The organism is Jatrophihabitans telluris (assembly GCF_023516435.1).
Taxonomy (GTDB): Bacteria; Actinomycetota; Actinomycetes; order Mycobacteriales; family Jatrophihabitantaceae; genus Jatrophihabitans_A; species Jatrophihabitans_A telluris.
The window spans coordinates 1,743,473-1,761,144 of the sequence record NZ_CP097332.1; the positions used below are offsets into that span (position 1 = coordinate 1,743,473).

The 17,672-nt window shown below is 69.3% G+C and carries 14 protein-coding genes; 10 read left to right on the forward strand and 4 right to left on the reverse strand.

Annotated features, from left to right (window positions below; translation table 11 throughout):
- The first annotated feature begins 32 nt into the window (after positions 1 to 32).
- The 9 genes from rnc (at position 33) to M6D93_RS08230 (ending at position 11,065) form a co-directional block, all read left to right on the forward strand.
- The gene (rnc, locus tag M6D93_RS08190; RefSeq protein ID WP_347343578.1) at positions 33 to 788 is read left to right on the forward strand and encodes a ribonuclease III; all 756 of its coding nucleotides are present in this window, start codon (positions 33 to 35) and stop codon (positions 786 to 788) included.
- On the forward strand, positions 781 to 1,764 hold the full coding sequence (gene mutM / locus M6D93_RS08195) for a bifunctional DNA-formamidopyrimidine glycosylase/DNA-(apurinic or apyrimidinic site) lyase (protein ID WP_249773868.1): 984 nt from the start codon (positions 781 to 783) through the stop codon (positions 1,762 to 1,764). The genes rnc and mutM overlap by 8 nt, the downstream gene beginning before the upstream one ends.
- A 29-nt stretch (positions 1,765 to 1,793) precedes the next feature.
- Entirely contained in the window at positions 1,794 to 2,054 is a 261-nt protein-coding gene (locus M6D93_RS08200) for an acylphosphatase (protein ID WP_249773869.1), read from the forward strand.
- A gap of 269 nt (positions 2,055 to 2,323) precedes the next feature.
- Positions 2,324 to 2,512: a hypothetical protein gene (locus tag M6D93_RS08205; RefSeq protein ID WP_249773870.1), complete on the forward strand. Its 189-nt coding sequence runs from the start codon at positions 2,324 to 2,326 to the stop codon at positions 2,510 to 2,512.
- 247 nt (positions 2,513 to 2,759) lie between these two features.
- A complete protein-coding gene (smc, locus tag M6D93_RS08210; protein ID WP_249773871.1) occupies positions 2,760 to 6,419 on the forward strand; it encodes a chromosome segregation protein SMC in 3,660 nt (1,219 codons plus the stop codon).
- Positions 6,420 to 6,476: 57 nt separating this feature from the next.
- The gene (locus M6D93_RS08215; protein ID WP_249773872.1) at positions 6,477 to 7,466 is read left to right on the forward strand and encodes a L,D-transpeptidase; all 990 of its coding nucleotides are present in this window, start codon (positions 6,477 to 6,479) and stop codon (positions 7,464 to 7,466) included.
- A gap of 86 nt (positions 7,467 to 7,552) precedes the next feature.
- Positions 7,553 to 8,776, forward strand: a complete 1,224-nt coding sequence (gene ftsY / locus M6D93_RS08220; RefSeq protein WP_249773873.1) for a signal recognition particle-docking protein FtsY — start codon at positions 7,553 to 7,555, stop codon at positions 8,774 to 8,776.
- 57 nt (positions 8,777 to 8,833) lie between these two features.
- A complete protein-coding gene (gene tdh / locus M6D93_RS08225; protein ID WP_249773874.1) occupies positions 8,834 to 9,877 on the forward strand; it encodes an L-threonine 3-dehydrogenase in 1,044 nt (347 codons plus the stop codon).
- 9 nt (positions 9,878 to 9,886) lie between these two features.
- A complete protein-coding gene (locus M6D93_RS08230; RefSeq protein WP_249773875.1) occupies positions 9,887 to 11,065 on the forward strand; it encodes a glycine C-acetyltransferase in 1,179 nt (392 codons plus the stop codon).
- Between the two features lie 34 nt (positions 11,066 to 11,099).
- Here the strand turns inward: M6D93_RS08230 and M6D93_RS08235 are convergent, their stop codons facing one another.
- The 4 genes from M6D93_RS08235 to M6D93_RS08250 all read right to left on the reverse strand — a co-directional run bounded on the left by M6D93_RS08235 (position 11,100) and on the right by M6D93_RS08250 (position 15,972).
- A complete protein-coding gene (locus tag M6D93_RS08235) occupies positions 11,100 to 12,548 on the reverse strand; it encodes a PQQ-like beta-propeller repeat protein (protein WP_249773876.1) in 1,449 nt (482 codons plus the stop codon).
- Positions 12,549 to 12,623: 75 nt separating this feature from the next.
- Complete coding sequence (locus tag M6D93_RS08240; RefSeq protein ID WP_249774188.1) at positions 12,624 to 12,989, reverse strand: VOC family protein; 366 nt, start codon at positions 12,987 to 12,989, stop codon at positions 12,624 to 12,626.
- Positions 12,990 to 13,058: 69 nt separating this feature from the next.
- On the reverse strand, positions 13,059 to 15,569 hold the full coding sequence (gene pepN, locus M6D93_RS08245) for an aminopeptidase N (RefSeq protein ID WP_249773877.1): 2,511 nt from the start codon (positions 15,567 to 15,569) through the stop codon (positions 13,059 to 13,061).
- A gap of 37 nt (positions 15,570 to 15,606) precedes the next feature.
- Complete coding sequence (locus tag M6D93_RS08250) at positions 15,607 to 15,972, reverse strand: hypothetical protein (RefSeq protein ID WP_249773878.1); 366 nt, start codon at positions 15,970 to 15,972, stop codon at positions 15,607 to 15,609.
- Positions 15,973 to 16,313: 341 nt separating this feature from the next.
- On the opposite strand from M6D93_RS08250, the gene M6D93_RS08255 reads away from it, so the two are divergent.
- Positions 16,314 to 17,669 (forward strand): ammonium transporter, encoded by a 1,356-nt coding sequence (locus tag M6D93_RS08255; RefSeq protein ID WP_249773879.1) that lies wholly within the window; start codon positions 16,314 to 16,316, stop codon positions 17,667 to 17,669.
- The last annotated feature ends 3 nt before the right edge of the window (positions 17,670 to 17,672 follow it).

Genomic DNA, 17,672 nt, shown 5'->3' on the forward strand with positions numbered 1-17,672 from the left:
CGGCGGCATTGGCCGCCGAGCTCGGCGTCGAGATGGACGCCGAGCTTTTTCGGCGCGCCCTGACGCACCGCTCGTACGCGTACGAAAACGGCGACGTCCCGCACAACGAGCGCCTGGAATTCTTGGGCGATTCGGTGCTCGGCGTCGTGATCACCGAAACTCTGTACCGCAACCACCCCGACCTGGCCGAGGGAAAACTGGCCAAACTGCGCGCCTCGGTGGTGAACATGCGCGCCCTGGCCGACGTAGCGCGCGGCATCGGCCCCGACGGCATCGGCAAGTACGTACTGCTCGGACGCGGTGAGGACGCCACCGGCGGCCGGGACAAGGCCTCGATCCTCGCCGACACCCTGGAAGCAATCCTCGGCGCCATCCACCTCGAACACGGCATCGCCGTGGCCGCCGATGTCATTCACCGCCTGTTCGATGAGGTGCTTCGGGCGGCCCCCGGCTATGGCGCCGCCCTGGACTGGAAGACGTCCCTGCAGGAACTGACCGCCGTGCGCGGCTTGGGTGTGCCCGACTACGAGATCACCGCGACCGGACCCGACCACGCCAAGGCCTTCACCGCCGCGGCCATCGTGGATGGCGTCACGTACTCCATCCGCCACGGCCGGAGCAAGAAGGAAGCTGAGCAGTCGGCGGCCGAGGCGGCCTGGCAAGCCCTGACGGTCAATGGCACGGATCTGTCCGGTACGGAGCCGGCGATCCCTGATTCGCCGCCGCCCGCCGCATCGGAGCCCGCCGCATCGGAGCCCGCCGGCGACGCCGAGGGCGCCGGTGCCTGAGCTACCCGAGGTCGACACGGTCCGGGCGGGCCTGCAGCGCTGGATCGCCGGACGGCGCATCGGGTCGGTGGACTCGCTGCATCCGCGTGCGGTGCGCCGGCACCTGGCCGGCCCCGACGACCTGGCCTCCCGGCTGGCCGGTCGGACGATCTCGTCGGTCAATCGCCGAGGAAAGTACCTCTGGCTCACCCTCGACGACGGCCCGGATTGTCTGATCGCTCATCTGGGAATGAGCGGGCAGCTGCTGCTGCTGCCCGCGGACGCGCCCGCCGGCGGGCATCTGCGGGCCCGGTTCCGTTTCGCCGACGACGGTCCGGAGCTGCGCTTCATCGACCAGCGCACGTTCGGCGGGGTGCACCTGGACGAACTCGTCCAGGACGGCCCGACGACGGTCCCTCAGAGCATCGCTCACATCGCCCGCGATCCGTTGGACGAGCACTTCGACGACGCCGCCTGGATCACCGGTGTCCGCCGTCGCTCGACCACGATCAAGCGGGCGCTGCTCGACCAGTCGAGCCTCAGCGGTGTGGGAAACATCTACGCCGACGAGGCGCTCTGGCGGGCTCGGCTGCACGGCGACCGTCCGACGGGCGGACTCAGCCGGGCTCAGCTGGCCACTCTGCTGGCCGAGCTTCGGGCCGTGTTCCGCGAGGCCCTGCGGGCCGGCGGTACCTCTTTCGACGCCCTGTACGTCAACGTCAACGGCGAGAGTGGCTACTTCGATCGATCCCTGAACGCCTACGGACGCGAGCACGAGCCCTGCCGCCGCTGCGGACGTCCGATCGCGCGCGCGCGCTGGATGAACCGATCGTCCTACTTCTGCCCCAGTTGCCAGCGCCCGCCTCGCAGCTCGTCGACGGTAGGCACAGCGGCTCGGAGCGCGGCTCGGACCGCGGCTCAGCCAGCGGCTCGGACCGCGCCGCGCACAGCGGCCGCGGTCCGCCCCTCGGGATCGCCCCCAGTGCCGGGCCGATGACGGGCGAGGCCGCGTCGGACCACGTGCGGATGACCGCCTGGGCACACGGACTCGTGCAAGGTGTCGGGTTTCGCTGGTGGACCCGTTCGCGGGCCCTCGAACTCGGACTGGCCGGCTGGGCGATGAACCTGCCCGACGGCAGGGTCGAGGTCGTGGCCGAGGGGAGCCGCGCCGACTGCCGGGCGCTGCTGGATCAACTCGGTTCGTCAGGGACACCGGGGCGCGTCGATCGGCTGACTCACCGGTTCTCCGAGGCTCGTGGGGGATTGTCGGGCTTCGCCGAGCGGTGACGACACGGCGACGGCGGCGACCTCGTCGACTCGTGGTCGCTCGCCGCAACCAACCCCGGCCGGCGGCCCGAACAAGAATTACTCTCAGTAAATGGGGCACGGATTCCCAGCGGAGAATTTGTTTTCGTGCCTTCCTGGTGGGACCATGGGGGAACAGAAAATCAACCCTTCCCCGCCGGCCATCGTCGGTCGCTTGTGGTGCTTGAGAACCTGACCCGGTTCGGTCGCTACAGCAACCTTTGCTCGGCGGAAGTGTGAAAGGTCGCGACATGGCCAAGGCGCTGCTCGGTTATCTCCCCACCGGACCGGATCGTCACCTCCTTGCCGAGAATGCCCGCCTCAAGAGCCGGGTACGGGAACTCGAAGCCGAACTGGCCGAGCTGCGCGCCTCGGTCACCTCGGCCGAGCTGCTCGATGAACTGCACCGAATCACCGTCTCCGAATCCGCGCTCGCCTGACCAACCCGTCCGAGGTCGCGTTCCGCGGACTCAGGGTTGCCGGCCGGCCCCGCACCCGCCGGCCCGCGATAGCTAACCAGCAGCTCGCTTCGTCCGGATGGTCTCCGGGGTAGATTGGCCTGCGCGGCTCGTCCGGCCGCCTGCCGGTGCGTGCCCGCCGCCGCAGCCGAACCTCGAGGCCGAGCAGCACCGGACAGCGGCTGGTGGTGCTGTCCCGTACTGTCCTCGCGAACGATCCGGAGCGTGCGTGCATCTCAAGTCCCTGACGCTGAAGGGCTTCAAGTCCTTCGCCTCGGCCACCACGCTTCGCTTCGAACCCGGTATCACCGCCGTGGTCGGGCCCAACGGCTCCGGAAAGTCGAACGTCGTCGACGCCATCGCCTGGGTGCTGGGCGAGCAGGGGGCCAAGGCCCTGCGTGGCGGCAAGATGGAGGACGTCATCTTCGCCGGAACGGCCGGCCGGCCACCGCTCGGCCGGGCCGAGGTCACGCTGACCATCGACAACGCCGACAACGCGCTCCCGATCGAGTACACCGAGGTGTCGATCACCCGCCGGATGTTCCGGGACGGGGCCAGCGAGTACGAGATCAACGGTGAAGGGGCCCGGCTGCTCGACATCCAGGAGCTGCTGTCGGACTCCGGCATCGGCCGAGAGATGCACGTCATCGTCGGTCAGGGTCAGCTCGACTCGGTGCTGCAGGCGCGCCCGGAAGACCGCCGCGGGTTCATCGAGGAGGCCGCCGGCGTCCTGAAACACCGCAAGCGCAAAGAGAAGGCGCTGCGCAAGCTCGACGCTATGCAGGCGAACCTGACCCGGCTCACCGACCTGACCGGCGAGCTGCGCCGTCAGCTCAAGCCCTTGGGCAAGCAGGCCGAAGTCGCACGGCGTGCGGCCGGGGTCCAGGCCGAACTGCGCGATTCACGGCTGCGGTTGCTGGCTGATGACCTGGTGAGCTTCGGGGCGGCCCTGGCCGCGGAGGTGGCTGATGAGACGGCCGTGCGGTCTCGCCGTGCCGAGGTCGAGCAGGCGTTGACGGTCGCCACCGAACGTGAAACCGAGCTCGAACAGGCGTTGGCGGCTGATGCGCCGGCATTGGCCACCGCCCAGGAGGTCTACTTCACCCTGTCGGCATTGGCCGAACGCTTCCGCGGGACCCAGACACTCGCCGCCGAGCGGGCCCGGCATCTGTCCGAGTCCCCGGAGCAGGAACGTCGTGGGCGCGACCCGGAGGAGATGCTCGCGGAGGCGAGGCAGATCCGCCAGACCGAGCAGGCACTGACCGAGGAACTCGAGGTCGGGCGGGAAACCCTGCAGAACGCGGTCGCGCTCCGCCAGGAAGCCGAGCGGGAATTGGCCGACGCGGAAAGGGCAATCGTTGCCGCGGCCCGCGCTGTGGCCGACCGGCGCGAAGGACTGGCCAAACTCGCCGGGCAGGTCAATGCCCTGCGGACCCGAGCCTCAGCCGGTGGCGACGAAATTGCGCGCATCGCCGCCGGAGCCACCCAGGCCCGCGAACGTGCGTCGGGGGCCGGCGCGGAACTGAGCGCCGCGCAGAGCGAGGTCGGTGCCCTCGACGAGGGTGAGCTGGATCTGGATTCACGTCACGAGCAGGCCGTCGAGCGCTACGACGAGGTGGCGAAGCGGCTGGCCACGGCGCGCGAGGCCGAGCGGAGCATGGAGCGCGACGTCTCGACGTGGACGGCTCGACGCGATGCTCTCGCCCTCGGCCTGACCCGTAAGGACGGGGCGGGCGCTCTCCTCGCGGCGGGTTCGGAACTTCCGGGCATGCTCGGCTCGGTGGCCGCCCTGCTGAGCGTCGAAGCGGGTTACGAAGCCGCTCTGACCGCCGCCTTGGGCGCCATCGCCGATGCGGTCGCGGTGACCTCCGCGGGCAGCGCGGCCGCCGCGCTCGAACTGCTGCGCGAGCAGGACGGCGGCCGGGCCGGTCTGCTCATCGGCGAGTCCGTTCCGGCCCCGGGTGCGCAGGCGTCCGAGGCGCCGTCCGACGCGCCGTCCGAGGCGCCGTCCGAGGAGTCTCGCCGGCGGGGGTGGCCGACGCTGCCCGCGACGGCACGGTGGGCTCTCGACGTGGTCACGGCACCGCACCAGCTGCGGCCGGCCCTGGACGAGGCCTTGCAGCTGATGGCGGTGGTCGCCGATCTGACCGCCGCCTCCGAGCTGGTGGCCGCCCACCCCGACGTTCGCGCGGTCACCGCCGCGGGGGACGTCCTGGGACGGAACTGGGCCTTCGGTGGGTCGGCCAGCTCGCCGAGCGCGCTGGAGATCCAGGCTGCGGTCGACGAGGCCGAGCAGCGGGCCACCGCGGCACTGGCCGAGCACGGACGGCTGCAGCAGGAGGTGTCAGCCCTCACCGATGCGGCCGGCGTGGCCAAGGCCGAGGTCGAGCGCACGCTGGAGGCGCTGAACGAGTCCGACGCCAGGCTGAACGCGGTCGCCGAACGGCTTGCTCAGCTGGCCCAGACCGAACGGTCGGCCCTGGCCGAGGCGCAGCGGCTCGATCTGGCCCGCACGGCCGCCGAGCAGGCGCGCGATGCCGACCTGGCCGGTCTGGTCGAACTGGAGGAACGGCTGCGACTGGCCGAGTCCGAGCCGACGGAGGCCGAGCCGTCCGCCGAAGAACGTGACGCGCGGGCCGAGTTCGTGCATCAGGCCCGGCAGGCCGAGATGGATGCCCGGCTGTCGGTCCGCACCCAGGAGGAACGCGTTCGGGCGCTCGCCGGGCGCGCCGAACAGCTGCAACGCGCCGCCGACAACGAGCGACAGGCCAGGCAGCGCCAGGAAGCGGCCCGAGTCCGTCGCGCGCACGGCGCGAAGGTGGCCGCCGCGGTCGAACAGGCAGCAGGCGCGGCGGCGGCCCTGCTCATCGAGGCGGTGGCCCGCGCCGCCGCCGAGCGTGAGCAGGTACAGCAGTCCCGGCACGAGCGGGAGGCAATGCTGTCGACCGCCCGTCATTCGGTGCGGGAACTCGGCGCCGAGCTGACCCGGCTGACCGACGCGGTGCACAAGGACGAGGTCGCGCGGGCCGAACAGCGCCTGCGCATCGAACAACTCCAGGCACGCGCCGTGGAGGAGTTCGGGGTGGCGGTGGACGCCTTGATCGCCGACTACGGACCGGACCAACCGGTACCGCCGTCGGCCCAGGAATCGGCCGAGTACCTGCAGGCGCGCGAGCGCGGCGAGGACGTCGTCGCTCCGCAGCCCGGACCCTTCGACCGGCCGAGCCAGGAGAAGCGGGCCGCGCGGGCCGAACGCGACCTCGCCCTGTTGGGCAAGGTGAACCCGCTGGCCCTCGAGGAGTTCGCGGCCCTGGAGGAACGCCACCAGTTCCTGGCCACCCAACTCGAGGACCTCAAGAACACCCGTCGGGATCTGATGACCGTGGTCAAGGAGGTCGACGACCGAATCCTGGAAGTCTTCACCGCGGCCTACCACGACGTCGAGCGTGAGTTCGAGATCGTCTTCAAGACCCTGTTCCCGGGTGGGGAGGGACGGCTCGTGCTGACCGATCCGGACGACATGCTGCTGACCGGCATCGACGTCGAAGCGCGCCCGCCCGGCAAGAAGGTCAAGCGACTGTCGCTGCTTTCCGGCGGCGAAAGGTCGCTGACCGCCGTTGCGCTCCTGGTGGCGATCTTCCGGGCCCGGCCAAGTCCCTTCTACGTCATGGACGAGGTCGAGGCCGCGCTCGACGACGTCAACCTGACCCGGCTCGTCGGTCTGATCGCCGAACTCAAGGCGAGCAGTCAGCTCATCATCATCACGCACCAGAAGCGGACGATGGAAGTCGCCGATGCCCTCTACGGCGTCACCATGCGCGGGGACGGGATCACCCAGGTGATCAGTCAGCGGCTACGGGACGACACGAGCGAGTCGATACCCGACTGATCCGGCGCGCGGGCCGTGTGAACGGTCGTGACAGACCCAGCAGGTAGCCTCGGGCCGGTGTTACGACGAAACGCCCTTCTCACCGTCGCCGGTCTCGCCGTGATGGTCACGCTTACCGCGTGTACCCAGGCGCCGGCGCCACAGTCCATCGCCAGCAGCGGTCAGTCGGCGGTGGCCGCGCCATCAACAGGCGGCACGTCCTCGTCCTCGGCTCCGGCGTCCCCCTCCGCGAGTCCGACGCCTACGCCGAGCCCGACCGCGGCTGTGAAGAAGGTGCACGTCTCGCTGCTCGAGGGCGACGGGGCCAGCTACGGGGTGGGGATGCCGATCATCGCCTTCTTCGATCGCGCGCCAACCAACGCGCACGCTTTCGCCGCCGCGACCAAGGTGACCGTCAACGGCAAGGCGGCGCAGGGCGGGTGGTACTTCGAGTCCACGGCCCACGCCGGGGCCGCCATGGAGGCCCACTATCGGCTCGAGAACTACTGGCCGGCCCATTCGACGATCACTGTCGACCTGCCGGTCAAGGGCCTGTCCGCCGGCAAGGGACTGGCCTTCGACGACAGCCTGACGCTGTCCATCGCGACCGGCCGGCGCAACATGCTGACCGTCAATTCGGCCACGCTGAAGATGACCGTGGAGTCCGACGGCAAGGTCTACGGCACCTTCCCGGTGTCCCTGGGCGCCGCGAACACACCGACCGCCCGAGGCACCAAGGTGATCATGGAGAAGGGCGCTGACATCTCGATGCGCGGGCCCGGGTACTACGACCCTCACGTGCAGTGGACGCAGCGGCTGACCTATGGCGGTGAGTACTTGCACTCGGCCCCGTGGAACGTGGCCAATCTGGGCGTCCGGTCCACCTCCAACGGCTGCACGAACCTCGCTCCCGCGGTGGCCAAACAGCTCTACGGCTACCTGCAGATCGGCGACGTGGTGAAGTTCCCGAACGCGAACGGGCCGCAGATGAGGCTGGGCGACGGCTACGGGGACTGGAACCTTTCCTGGGCTCAGTGGGCCGGCGGCGGCGCCTTGAAGACCGCCTGAGCGAGCCGCGCCGGGCCCGGCCGTGACGCCCTGGACCCGTGCTCGCCGATTTCGTCCGCCGCCCGCCCGGCTGAGAGGATGACCGGATGCTCGAAATCCTGCTGATCGTTCTTGCCCTGCTCGTCGTTGCGGGCGGCCTCGCGGCGGCCCTGGTCGTCCCGAGGCGCCGCTCGCGATCGCAGGTTGCCCCGCCGAGCCGCACCTCGGTGACGAAGGTGACGAAGGCCGCGCCGCCGCCTCCGTCCGGCGCCGTGGCGCCGTCGAGTGGCGCCTGGCTCGGTGCCCCGCCTGCTCCGGAGCGCGTCGCGGAGCCCCCGGTCGGTACGGCCGAGGTTCAAGCCGGCGCGGCGGAGGAAACCAGCACCCTGCTCGACGTCCCCGAGCCGACGGCGACCCGGATGCAGCGGTTGCGGGCGCGGCTGGCCCGCTCCCAGACCTCGCTCGGCCGCGGGCTGCTGACGGTCCTGTCCCGCGAGCGCCTGGACGATCAGGCGTGGGAGGAGATCGAGGAGGCACTGCTGACCGCCGACGTCGGTGTCCGCTCGACCACCGAGATCGTCGAGCGGCTGCGCACTCGGACCCAGGTGCTGGGCACCCGGTCCCAGGGCGAGCTGCGTGCGCTGCTCAGCGAGGAACTCGTCGCCGCCCTGCAACCGCAGATGGATCGGACCTTGCACACCATCTCCACCGGCGACGGTCCGGCGGTCGTGCTCGTCGTCGGCGTCAACGGCACCGGCAAGACCACGACCTGCGGCAAGCTGGCCCGCGTCCTGGTCGCCGACGGCCGCACGGTCCTGCTCGGCGCGGCCGACACGTTCCGGGCTGCCGCCGCCGACCAACTCGCGACCTGGGGCTCCCGGGTCGGTGCGAGCACCGTGCGCGGACCCGAGGGCGGCGACCCGGCCAGCGTGGCCTTCGAGGCCGTCAAGGCCGGCTGGGACGCCGGCGTGGACACGGTGCTGATCGACACGGCCGGACGCCTGCACACCAAGGTCGGTCTGATGGACGAACTGGGCAAGGTCAAGCGAGTGGTGGAGAAGCAGGGACCGATCAACGAGACGTTGCTGGTCCTGGACGCGACCACCGGTCAGAACGGCCTCGTTCAGGCGCGGGTGTTCACCGAGGTCGCCGACGTGACCGGTGTCGTCCTCACCAAGCTCGACGGAACGGCCAAGGGTGGCATCGTGATCAGCGTTCAGCGTGAACTCGGAGTGCCCGTCAAGCTCATCGGCCTGGGCGAGGGCGTCGACGATCTCGCCCCGTTCGACCCCGAACAGTTCGTCGACGCGTTGCTCGGCGACGTCGTCTGATCGACCAGCTCCCGTCAATCCATCGTCCAGCTTCGCAACGGCGCGAAAGGACACACCATGAAGGCGCTGTACAAGCCCGGCCCGCAGCCCGGCTTCGAACTCGTCGAGCGGCCCGAACCGGTCGCCGGCCCGGACGAGGTCACGATCCGTGTGCTGCGCACCGGCCTGTGCGGCACGGACCTGCACATCCAGGCCTGGGACGCCTGGGCTCAGTCGGAGATCCGTACTCCGCTGATCCCCGGACATGAGTTCTTCGGCGAGGTGGTGGCGGTCGGCCCCGCGGTCCGTGATGTGCGCGTCGGTGACCGGGTCTCCGGTGAGGGCCACATCGTCTGCGGCATCTGCCGCAACTGCCGGGCGGGCCGACGCCAGATGTGCATCCGGACCCTGTCGGTCGGCGTGCACCGCGACGGCGCCTTCGCCGAGTACGTGGTCCTGCCGGAGAGCAACGTGTGGGTGCATCCCCACGACCTAGACCCGGATCTGGGCGCGATCTTCGATCCGTTCGGCAACGCGGTGCACACCGCCCTGAGCTTTCCGATGGTCGGTGAGGACGTGCTGATCACCGGCGCCGGTCCCATCGGCCTGATGGCGGCCGCGGTGGCGCGTCACGTCGGTGCTCGTTTCGTCGTGATCACCGATGTCTCCGGTCCGCGGCTGGAACTGGCCCGCCGGCTGGGCGTCGACCAGGCCGTCGACGTCTCGGCCACCACAGTCGCGCAGGCGCAGCGGGACCTGGGCATGCGCGAAGGCTTCGACATCGGCCTGGAGATGTCGGGACACCCCAGCGCACTGCCTGACATGATCGCCAACATGAACCACGGCGGCCGTATCGCGATGCTCGGGTTGCCGAGCCAGCAGATCACCGTCGACTGGGCCAAGGTCGTCACGCACATGCTGACCATCAAGGGCATCTACGGGCGGGAGATGTTCGAGACCTGGTACGCCATGAGCGCGATGCTCGCCTCCGGTCCCGTCCTGCGCGAACGTGTTTCGTCCGTGATCACCGACCGATACGCCGCCTCCGAATGGGAGCAGGCTTTCGAGGCCGCTCGATCGGGCCGCGGTGGCAAGGTGGTCCTCGACTGGACCGAGATCTGAGGAGGATCGATGTATTCCGCGATGCGTACCGAGCTGACCGACACCCTCGCCGAGATCGAAGCGGCCGGATTGTTCAAGCGGGAACGGGAGATCTCCTCAGCACAGTCGGCCCACATCCGGGCCCAGGGTCAGGCCGTGCTCAACTTCTGTGCCAACAACTATCTGGGCCTGGCCGACCATCCCGACATCGAGGCCGCGGCCAAGAAGGCCATCGACGACTGGGGGTTCGGCCTGGCCAGCGTCCGGTTCATCTGTGGCACCCAGAGCCCCCACCTGGAGCTCGAGGCGGCTGTGTCCGGCTTCCTCGGGACCGAAGCGACGATCCTGTACTCCTCGTGCTTCGATGCCAACGGGGGAGTGTTCGAAACGCTGTTCTCCGCCGAGGACGCCATCATCTCCGACGAGCTCAACCACGCTTCGATCATCGACGGCATCCGGCTGTCCAAGGCGCGCCGGTTCAGATATCGCAACCGCGACATGGCTGATCTGCAGGAGCAGCTGCGAGCGGCGTCCCAGGCGCGACGGCGGGTGGTGGTCACCGACGGGGTCTTCTCGATGGACGGCTACCTCGCGCCGCTGGCCGACATCTGTGCGCTGGCCGAGCAGTACGACGCCTTGGTGATGGTCGATGACTCCCACGCCGTCGGTTTCGTCGGCGAGCACGGCCGTGGGACGCCTGAGCTGGCCGGCGTCGGTGACCGGGTCGACATCTACACCGGAACCTTCGGCAAGGCCTTGGGGGGCGCCTCGGGCGGATACGTCAGCTCGCATCGCGAGATCGTCGAGTTGCTGCGACAGCGCTCGCGTCCCTACCTGTTCTCCAACACGGTCGCACCCTCGGTGGTCGGGGGAACGCTCGCGGCACTGCGCCTGGTGGAGATGAGTGGCCAGGCACGCGTGAGCTTGCGGCGCAACGCCGAACGCTTCCGCGCGGCCATGACGGACGCGGGCTTCGAGCTGCTGCCGGGCGAGCACCCGATCGTTCCGGTGATGTTCGGCGATGCGAGCCTGGCCGGTCGGATCGCCGAGCAGATGTTGGCCGAGGGCGTGTACGTCATCGCGTTCAGCTATCCCGTGGTGCCTCAGGGCAAAGCCCGTATCCGGGTCCAGCTCTCCGCCGCACACAGCGACGCCGATGTCGACGCCTGCGTCGCGGCCTTCGTCACCGCGCGCAACCGGGTCGGCTGACCGTGCTGGACGTCACGACCATCCCGGCAGGCCCTCACCACATGTAGGCGGCGACTCCGTTGCGCCAGCCGACGATGACCAACCGACCGTAGAGAGCCGGGGTGGCGAAGCGGTTCACCGGACCGACGGCGTAGGCACCCCGGTCGGTCCCGGTGGCCGGATCGAGCAGGTGGAGCACGCCCGCGCCGGTGTCGAGACTGAAGATCCGGCCCCCGCCGATCACCGGCGATCCGGTGATGGAACTGGCCGCGTGCCAGAGCACGGTCATCGTGCCGTCGGCATTGATCCGGACCGCCCGCAGGCCGTCCGTGCACGGGACGTAGACCACGTTGCCCGAGACCGCGGTGCCACCGAAGGAGCGGCACAGCTGCATCGATGCCTTCTGACCGCCGATGCCGCCGAGATGGGCCCGGTCCAGGACGTAGGCCACCCCGGATTTGCCTGCGATGAAGACCCACTTGCCGACCAGAGCCGGTCCCTGCGAACCGAGATCGAGATCGTCTCGGTTGTCGGTCCGCCAGGTCGACGGCGAGAACGAATCCAGTCGCCTGCCCACGCTGATCCGCAGGACCGAGTCGCTGTAGTCGTAGGCGCCGGTGCCCGCTGTCGCGCCGTTACCCGCTGCTACGAGCACGCCGCCGTCCGGGTCGACGATCGCCCCGGGCGGGGCCCAGATGCCGGCCTCGCGTGACGTGGGAATCGTGTAGTGCCGCAGCGCCGCGGTGGTCGGGTGGTCGAGGTTCAGCGCCACGAGGCTGCCCCGGTAGCTGCTGCAGTCGCCGGCCAGGCCCCCGTAGGTGATGAAGACCTGGCGGTTGGTGACCAGCAGCGCACCGCGCTGCTGCATGGCTTGGGGACTGATTCCCGGCTCGGAGGTGGGGACGTCGACGTTGCGGGACCAGATCTGCCGGCCACTGACGGGGTCGACGCCGTAGGCGATGTGCCGGATCGGGTTGCCGCGCAGGGCGACTGCGACCACGGTCTTCGTCGTCGGGTCGTACGCAGGCGTGCTGGTGATCCCGGATGGGTCGATGTTGCCGCAGGGCAGTGCGGAGCCGGCGACCGGCGGGCCGAAGTTTCGTTTCCAGATCACCCGGTTGTTGGCGATCCGGTACATGCTGTTGTTCTCGGTGACGACGATGCCTATCCCGCCGGCGACCACGATGGGGGAGCCGTAGACGGCTCCGTCCAGCCCGACGGCCCAGTGTTTGACGAGCGCGCGGGTGACCGCCGGCGCGGCGGACCTGCCCGAGCGTGCCCCGTCACCGTGATAGGTCGGCCAGTCGGCGTACTTCGTCGCCACCGCGGGGCCCGGCGAAGCCTGGGCGCTGTGAGTGGTTGCCGACGCGCTGCTCGCCGCGGTCAGCGCGCTGCCGGTCGGGACGGCTCTTGCCTGACCGGACGTCTGACGGCAGGCGCCGGCACTTACCAGCGCCAGCGCCACGATCGGATAGGTGATCACGCGTTGGCGCAGGGTCAGCATTGCCCCAGTGTGCCCGGTTTCGGGGTCACCGTCATTCTCTGCTGTCGCGACGTTATCGGCCCGTTGCCGGACGGCTCACGCGCCCGGGGCCAGCCCCATGTCCTGGTAGACCCCGAGCGGGTTCCCCCACGGGTCGGTGAGGTTGGCGAAGGTGACCAGGCCAGGCAGTTGTTTGATCGGGCCCAGCTCGAAACCTCGCTGCACCAGCGTCTCGTGCGCCGCCTCGATGTCGTCGACCTTGAGTCGCAGCCGGAACGAGCTCGGGGCGATCTGCTCACGCCCGGTCGACAGCTGCAGCCACGCGCCCGGCGAGATCTCCCACTCGTAGAAATCGGGATCCGGACCCATGTCCGGGTCGCGGCCGATAAGGGCGCAGTAGAAGGCCAGCGCTTCCTCGCGGTCGCCCACATGGATCGCGACGGTCATCCCGCGCACACTCATCTCAGTCACATGCGTGACCTTATTGCATGCCCAGATCGGGTGGCGAGGCGGCGCAAGGTCGGATGCTGTTCAGCCGAATCGCTCGATCGCGCGCAGCGCCCGGCTCAGCTCGTCGGTCGCATCGACGAGGCAACGGCGCACGCCCTGGTCCAGATCGACTCTCGCCAGCGCGGTCCCGGCCAGTTCCACTGTCGCGGGCGTGGCAGCGTGGCGGGGGTATCCCAGCAGGACGATCCGGGCCAGCGCCCAGCCGGTCCGGAAGCTCACGGTGTCGGGCATCTCGGTGAAGAACCGCTCGACGTAGGGCTGCGTGAGCTCTGCCTGCCCCGGCTCGAAGAAGCCCTCCGCCACGGCATAGAGCTCATAGGCCGACAGCTCGCCCGGCCGGGTCAGGGCGTTCCACGCCCAACGCTTGGCCTCAGGATCGGGCCGGCTGCTGCGCGCGCGGGCGGCGTGGGCCAGGCCGGCGCTGCTGCGGTCGCGGTCCAGCTCGGCTGAGATCTCGTGCTCACCGATGCGCCCCAGCGCGGCCAGCCGAGCGGTGATCAGCCAGCGGAGCTCGGCGTCGACCCGCAGGCCGTCCGGGACATGCCGCCCCTCGAGCCAGTCGGCTAGCAGCGCCGCGTCCCGGCTGGAGCGGACGAAGGCACGGGCGGCCACCAGCTGCCGGTCACCGCCGGGAACCGACCCATCCAGCAGCCGTTGTGCGGTCTCGGCCACCAGGGCGAGCGCCGGGGGCCGGTCGGCCTCGGGACGGAAGGGACCTGCCAGCTGCGAGACGGCGAAGCCGAACAGGTCGGTGAGGACGAGGTCAGAATCCTCGATCTCGGCACACGCCAGCATCGTGTGCAGCGCCTGGTCAGGACTCAGCTCGGCGTCTCGGACACCGTCGCGCACCGCGTTGTAACCGACGACCCGGGCGACCGGTTCGTCCAGCCGGGCAAGCAGCTCGGTGAGCTGGGACCAGCCGCCGGAGAAACGTATCTTGGCCCAGGTGTCGTCCTCGGCGTCGGCCAGGATCAGGCCTGCGCGGAGGTCGGCGTCGGCCAACCCGGGCTCGGTCAGCGAGACCTCGGCCGAGTCTGCGGTCACGGTGATCGCGGCGCTGAACCGGCGGTGCCCGTCCTGGTCGTAACCGGCAGCTGTGACGGTGTGCGGCCGGCGGCTGTCGTCCGGGGAGGACCGGCTCACCCGCAGCGTGGCCACCGGAGCGCCGGCCGCCCCGCGACCGGTGGACACGGCCGCGGTCAGCGTGTCCAGCCCCGTCGTGGTGAGCCACTGTTTGGCCCAGTCGGCCACGTCCTTGCCCCCGGCGGCGGTCCAGGCATCGATGAGGTCGGAGAACTCGGCGTTGCCATAAGCGTGCCGGGCGAAGTATTGGCGCAGGCCGGAGAAGAACACGTCATCGCCCAGGTGGGCGGCCAGTTGCTTGAGCGCGGCCGCGCCCTTGGCGTAGGAGATCCCGTCGAAATCAGCGAGGGCCGATGCGGCGTCGGCCGAGCCGTTGCCCGCCACCGGATGGGTCGAGGGGGACTGGTCGGCGACATAGCCCCAGTCCTTGCGACGGCTGCCGAATTCCGTCCAGGCGCCGTAGTCGGTGATCTCGGCACAGATCCGGTGGGCCATGTACTCGGCGAAGGACTCGTTGAGCCACAGGTCGTCCCACCAGCGCATCGTGACCAGGTCGCCGAACCACATGTGCGCCATCTCGTGAACGATCGTGTTGGCCCGGATGCCACGTTCACCCGAGGTCACCGCCGATCGGAAGACGTACTGGTCGCGCAGGGTCACGCAGCCGGGGTTCTCCATCGCGCCGGCGTTGAAGTCGGGACAGAACACCTGGTGGTACTCGCCGAACGGGTACCGGATGGCGAACAGGTCGTGATACCGATCGAAGGCGTTCCCGGTCAGCGCCAGCATCTCCGGAGCCTCGGACCGCAGTTGGTCGGCCAGCGAGGCGCGGGCGTGCATGCCCAGGCGAATGCCGTCGTGTTCGGCCGTCACGGAGGTGTAGGGACCTGCGACGAGAGTGACGAAATACGTCGACAACGGCTGGGTCTCGGCGATCTGCCACCGACCGGGCGCCGTGCTGGTGGCCGCACCGTTACCGAGCACGATCCACTGCTGGGGGCAGGCGACGGTGATGCGGTAGCGGGCCTTCAGATCTGGCTGGTCGAAACAGGCGAACCACCGAGGGCCGGCGTCGAGAAAGGACATCGCGTAGAGGTAGCGCTGCCCGTCGGCCGGGTCGATGTGCCGGTGCAGGCCTTCCCCGTCACTGGAATAGCGCATCCGTGCCTCGACCACGAGCTCGTTGTCGGCGGCGAGTTCGCTCAGCTGCAGGCGCCCGTCGCTGACCGAGGTCGGGTCGAGTCGGCGACCGTTGAGCTCGGCCCGCACGATTCGATCGGCCTTGACGTCGAGAAAGCTCTGCGCGCCCGGGGAGGTGCAGCCGAAGCGGATCGTGGTGTGTGAGGAGAACTCCTCGGTGTTCTCGGTCAGATCGAGGTCGATGTCATAGCTCTCGACCGCGAGCAGCGACGCTCGATCCAGGGCTTCGACGCGAGTGAGGCTGGCCATGCGCCGACGCTACCGCCCGGCCACCTCGCGCGCGCCGTCACCCGGCGTCGGAGAACAGCAGGTAGCCCTCCAGTGCGATCAAGCCGGCCGCCGCCACCCAATGACCGGTGGGCACCGGCGTGTGGCTGCGAACCCGTTCGGCGATCAGCAGACCGACCTGTAACGCCGCTATCCAGCCGAAGGTGACCGGGATCAGCTCGGCGTAGCGCAGGCTCGAGGCGTACACCCAGAACAGGACGAGGAAACACCCGCCACCGGCGGCGAATACCAGCATCGAGCCGGAATGGGCGAACCGGCGCGCCAGCAACGCGCCGAGGACGTCCAAGCCCGCCAGGACCACCATCGCCCCGACCGCGACCGACGTCCGCGGAAGACTGTCGGACCACCGTGTCATCGACACCATGTGCTGCAGGAGGCGGCCGAGCCCGGCGAGATACCGGTCCAGGCGGTTCGGCCGGCAACCGCCTCGCACCCTCGGTTCCGCCCGCTGTCTGTCGAGCCCGACGAGTATGGCTAATCCGGACAACACAGGCGTGACCCTGCTCGCACTCGGCATCGTTAATGCCGCCGAAACATTCAGGGTCCGTCAGTGGAAACAGGAAATGGACACTCTCTGCCTACGTTTCGAGGCAACGCCGCCTTCGACATCCCACCAACGAAGGAGACGCAAGGGTGCAACCTGCCATCTTGTTAGCTGCGGGCGATCCAGCAACGGCCGCCGTTGACACCGGAAACACCGCATGGATGCTCGCATCCGCGGCGCTGGTTCTGCTGATGACGCCCGGTCTGGCGTTCTTCTACGGCGGCATGGTCCGCGCGAAGAACGTCCTCAACATGCTCATGATGAACTTCATCTGCCTGGCGGTAGTGGGCGTCCTCTGGACGTTCTACGGCTTCTCCTGGTCCTTCGGCGCCCCCCGCTGGAGCGGCCTGATCGGTTCCTCGAGCAACTTCTACGGACTGGGCAAGCCCGGCGTGCTGGGCAGCATCTGGGCCTTCGGACCGGTCTACGCGATCGGGGAGAAGTTGCCTGACGGCACGGCCGCGGCCGGGCTCGGCGTTCCCGTGGTCGTCTTCGCGATGTTCCAGCTGATGTTCGCGATGATCACTCCCGCCCTGATCTCCGGCGCGATCGCGGACCGGGTCAAGTTCTGGGGCTGGACGCTGTTCGTCGGTCTCTGGGTGACCCTGGTGTACTTCCCGGTCGCCAACTGGGTCTTCGGCACCGGCTGGATCCTGAACAAGCTGCGGGCCGAGGACTTCGCCGGCGGCACCGCGGTCCACATCAACGCCGGGGCCGCGGCCCTTGCCCTGGTGTTCGTCCTCGGCAAGCGCGCGGGCTGGCGCCGGGATCCGATGAAGCCGCACAACGTTCCGTTCGTGCTGCTGGGTGCCTCGCTGCTGTGGTTCGGCTGGTACGGCTTCAACGCCGGTTCCGAGGGCGGTGCCGACCAGACGGCCGGACTTGCCTTCACCACCACGACGATCGCGACCTGTGCGGCCACCCTGGGCTGGCTGCTCGTCGAGCAGATCCGCGACGGAAAGCCGACCACGGTCGGCGCCGCCTCGGGCGCGGTCGCCGGTCTCGTCGCGATCACCCCGGCATGTGCCTTCGTATCGCCGCTGGGCGGTATGGCGATCGGCCTGATCGCGGGCATCCTCTGCGCCCTCGCCGTCGGCCTGAAGTTCAGGTTCGGATTCGACGACGCATTGGACGTGGTCGGTGTTCACCTCGTCGGTGGTCTGACCGGCACCATCCTGATCGGCTTCTTCGGTTTCGATCACGGTGCGCTCGCCGGAGGGGTCGAGTCCAAGCGCGGCTTGTTCTACGGGGGCGGTCTGAAACTGCTCTGGGTTCAGCTGATCGCGGCCGGGTCTGTGCTCGCCTACTCCTTCATCGTCACCTTCATCATCGGCACTGTCCTCAAGGCGATGGGTATCTTCCGGGTGAGCGAAGAGGCCGAAGCCATGGGTCTGGACGAGGCCGAGCACGCGGAGTCGGCATACTCCTTCTCGACGGTTCTGTCCGGCGGTCTGAGCCACGTGCCCGGATCGTCGGCAGGAACCGTGCCTTCTGAACTCACCGGAAAGGGAGTCTGACCG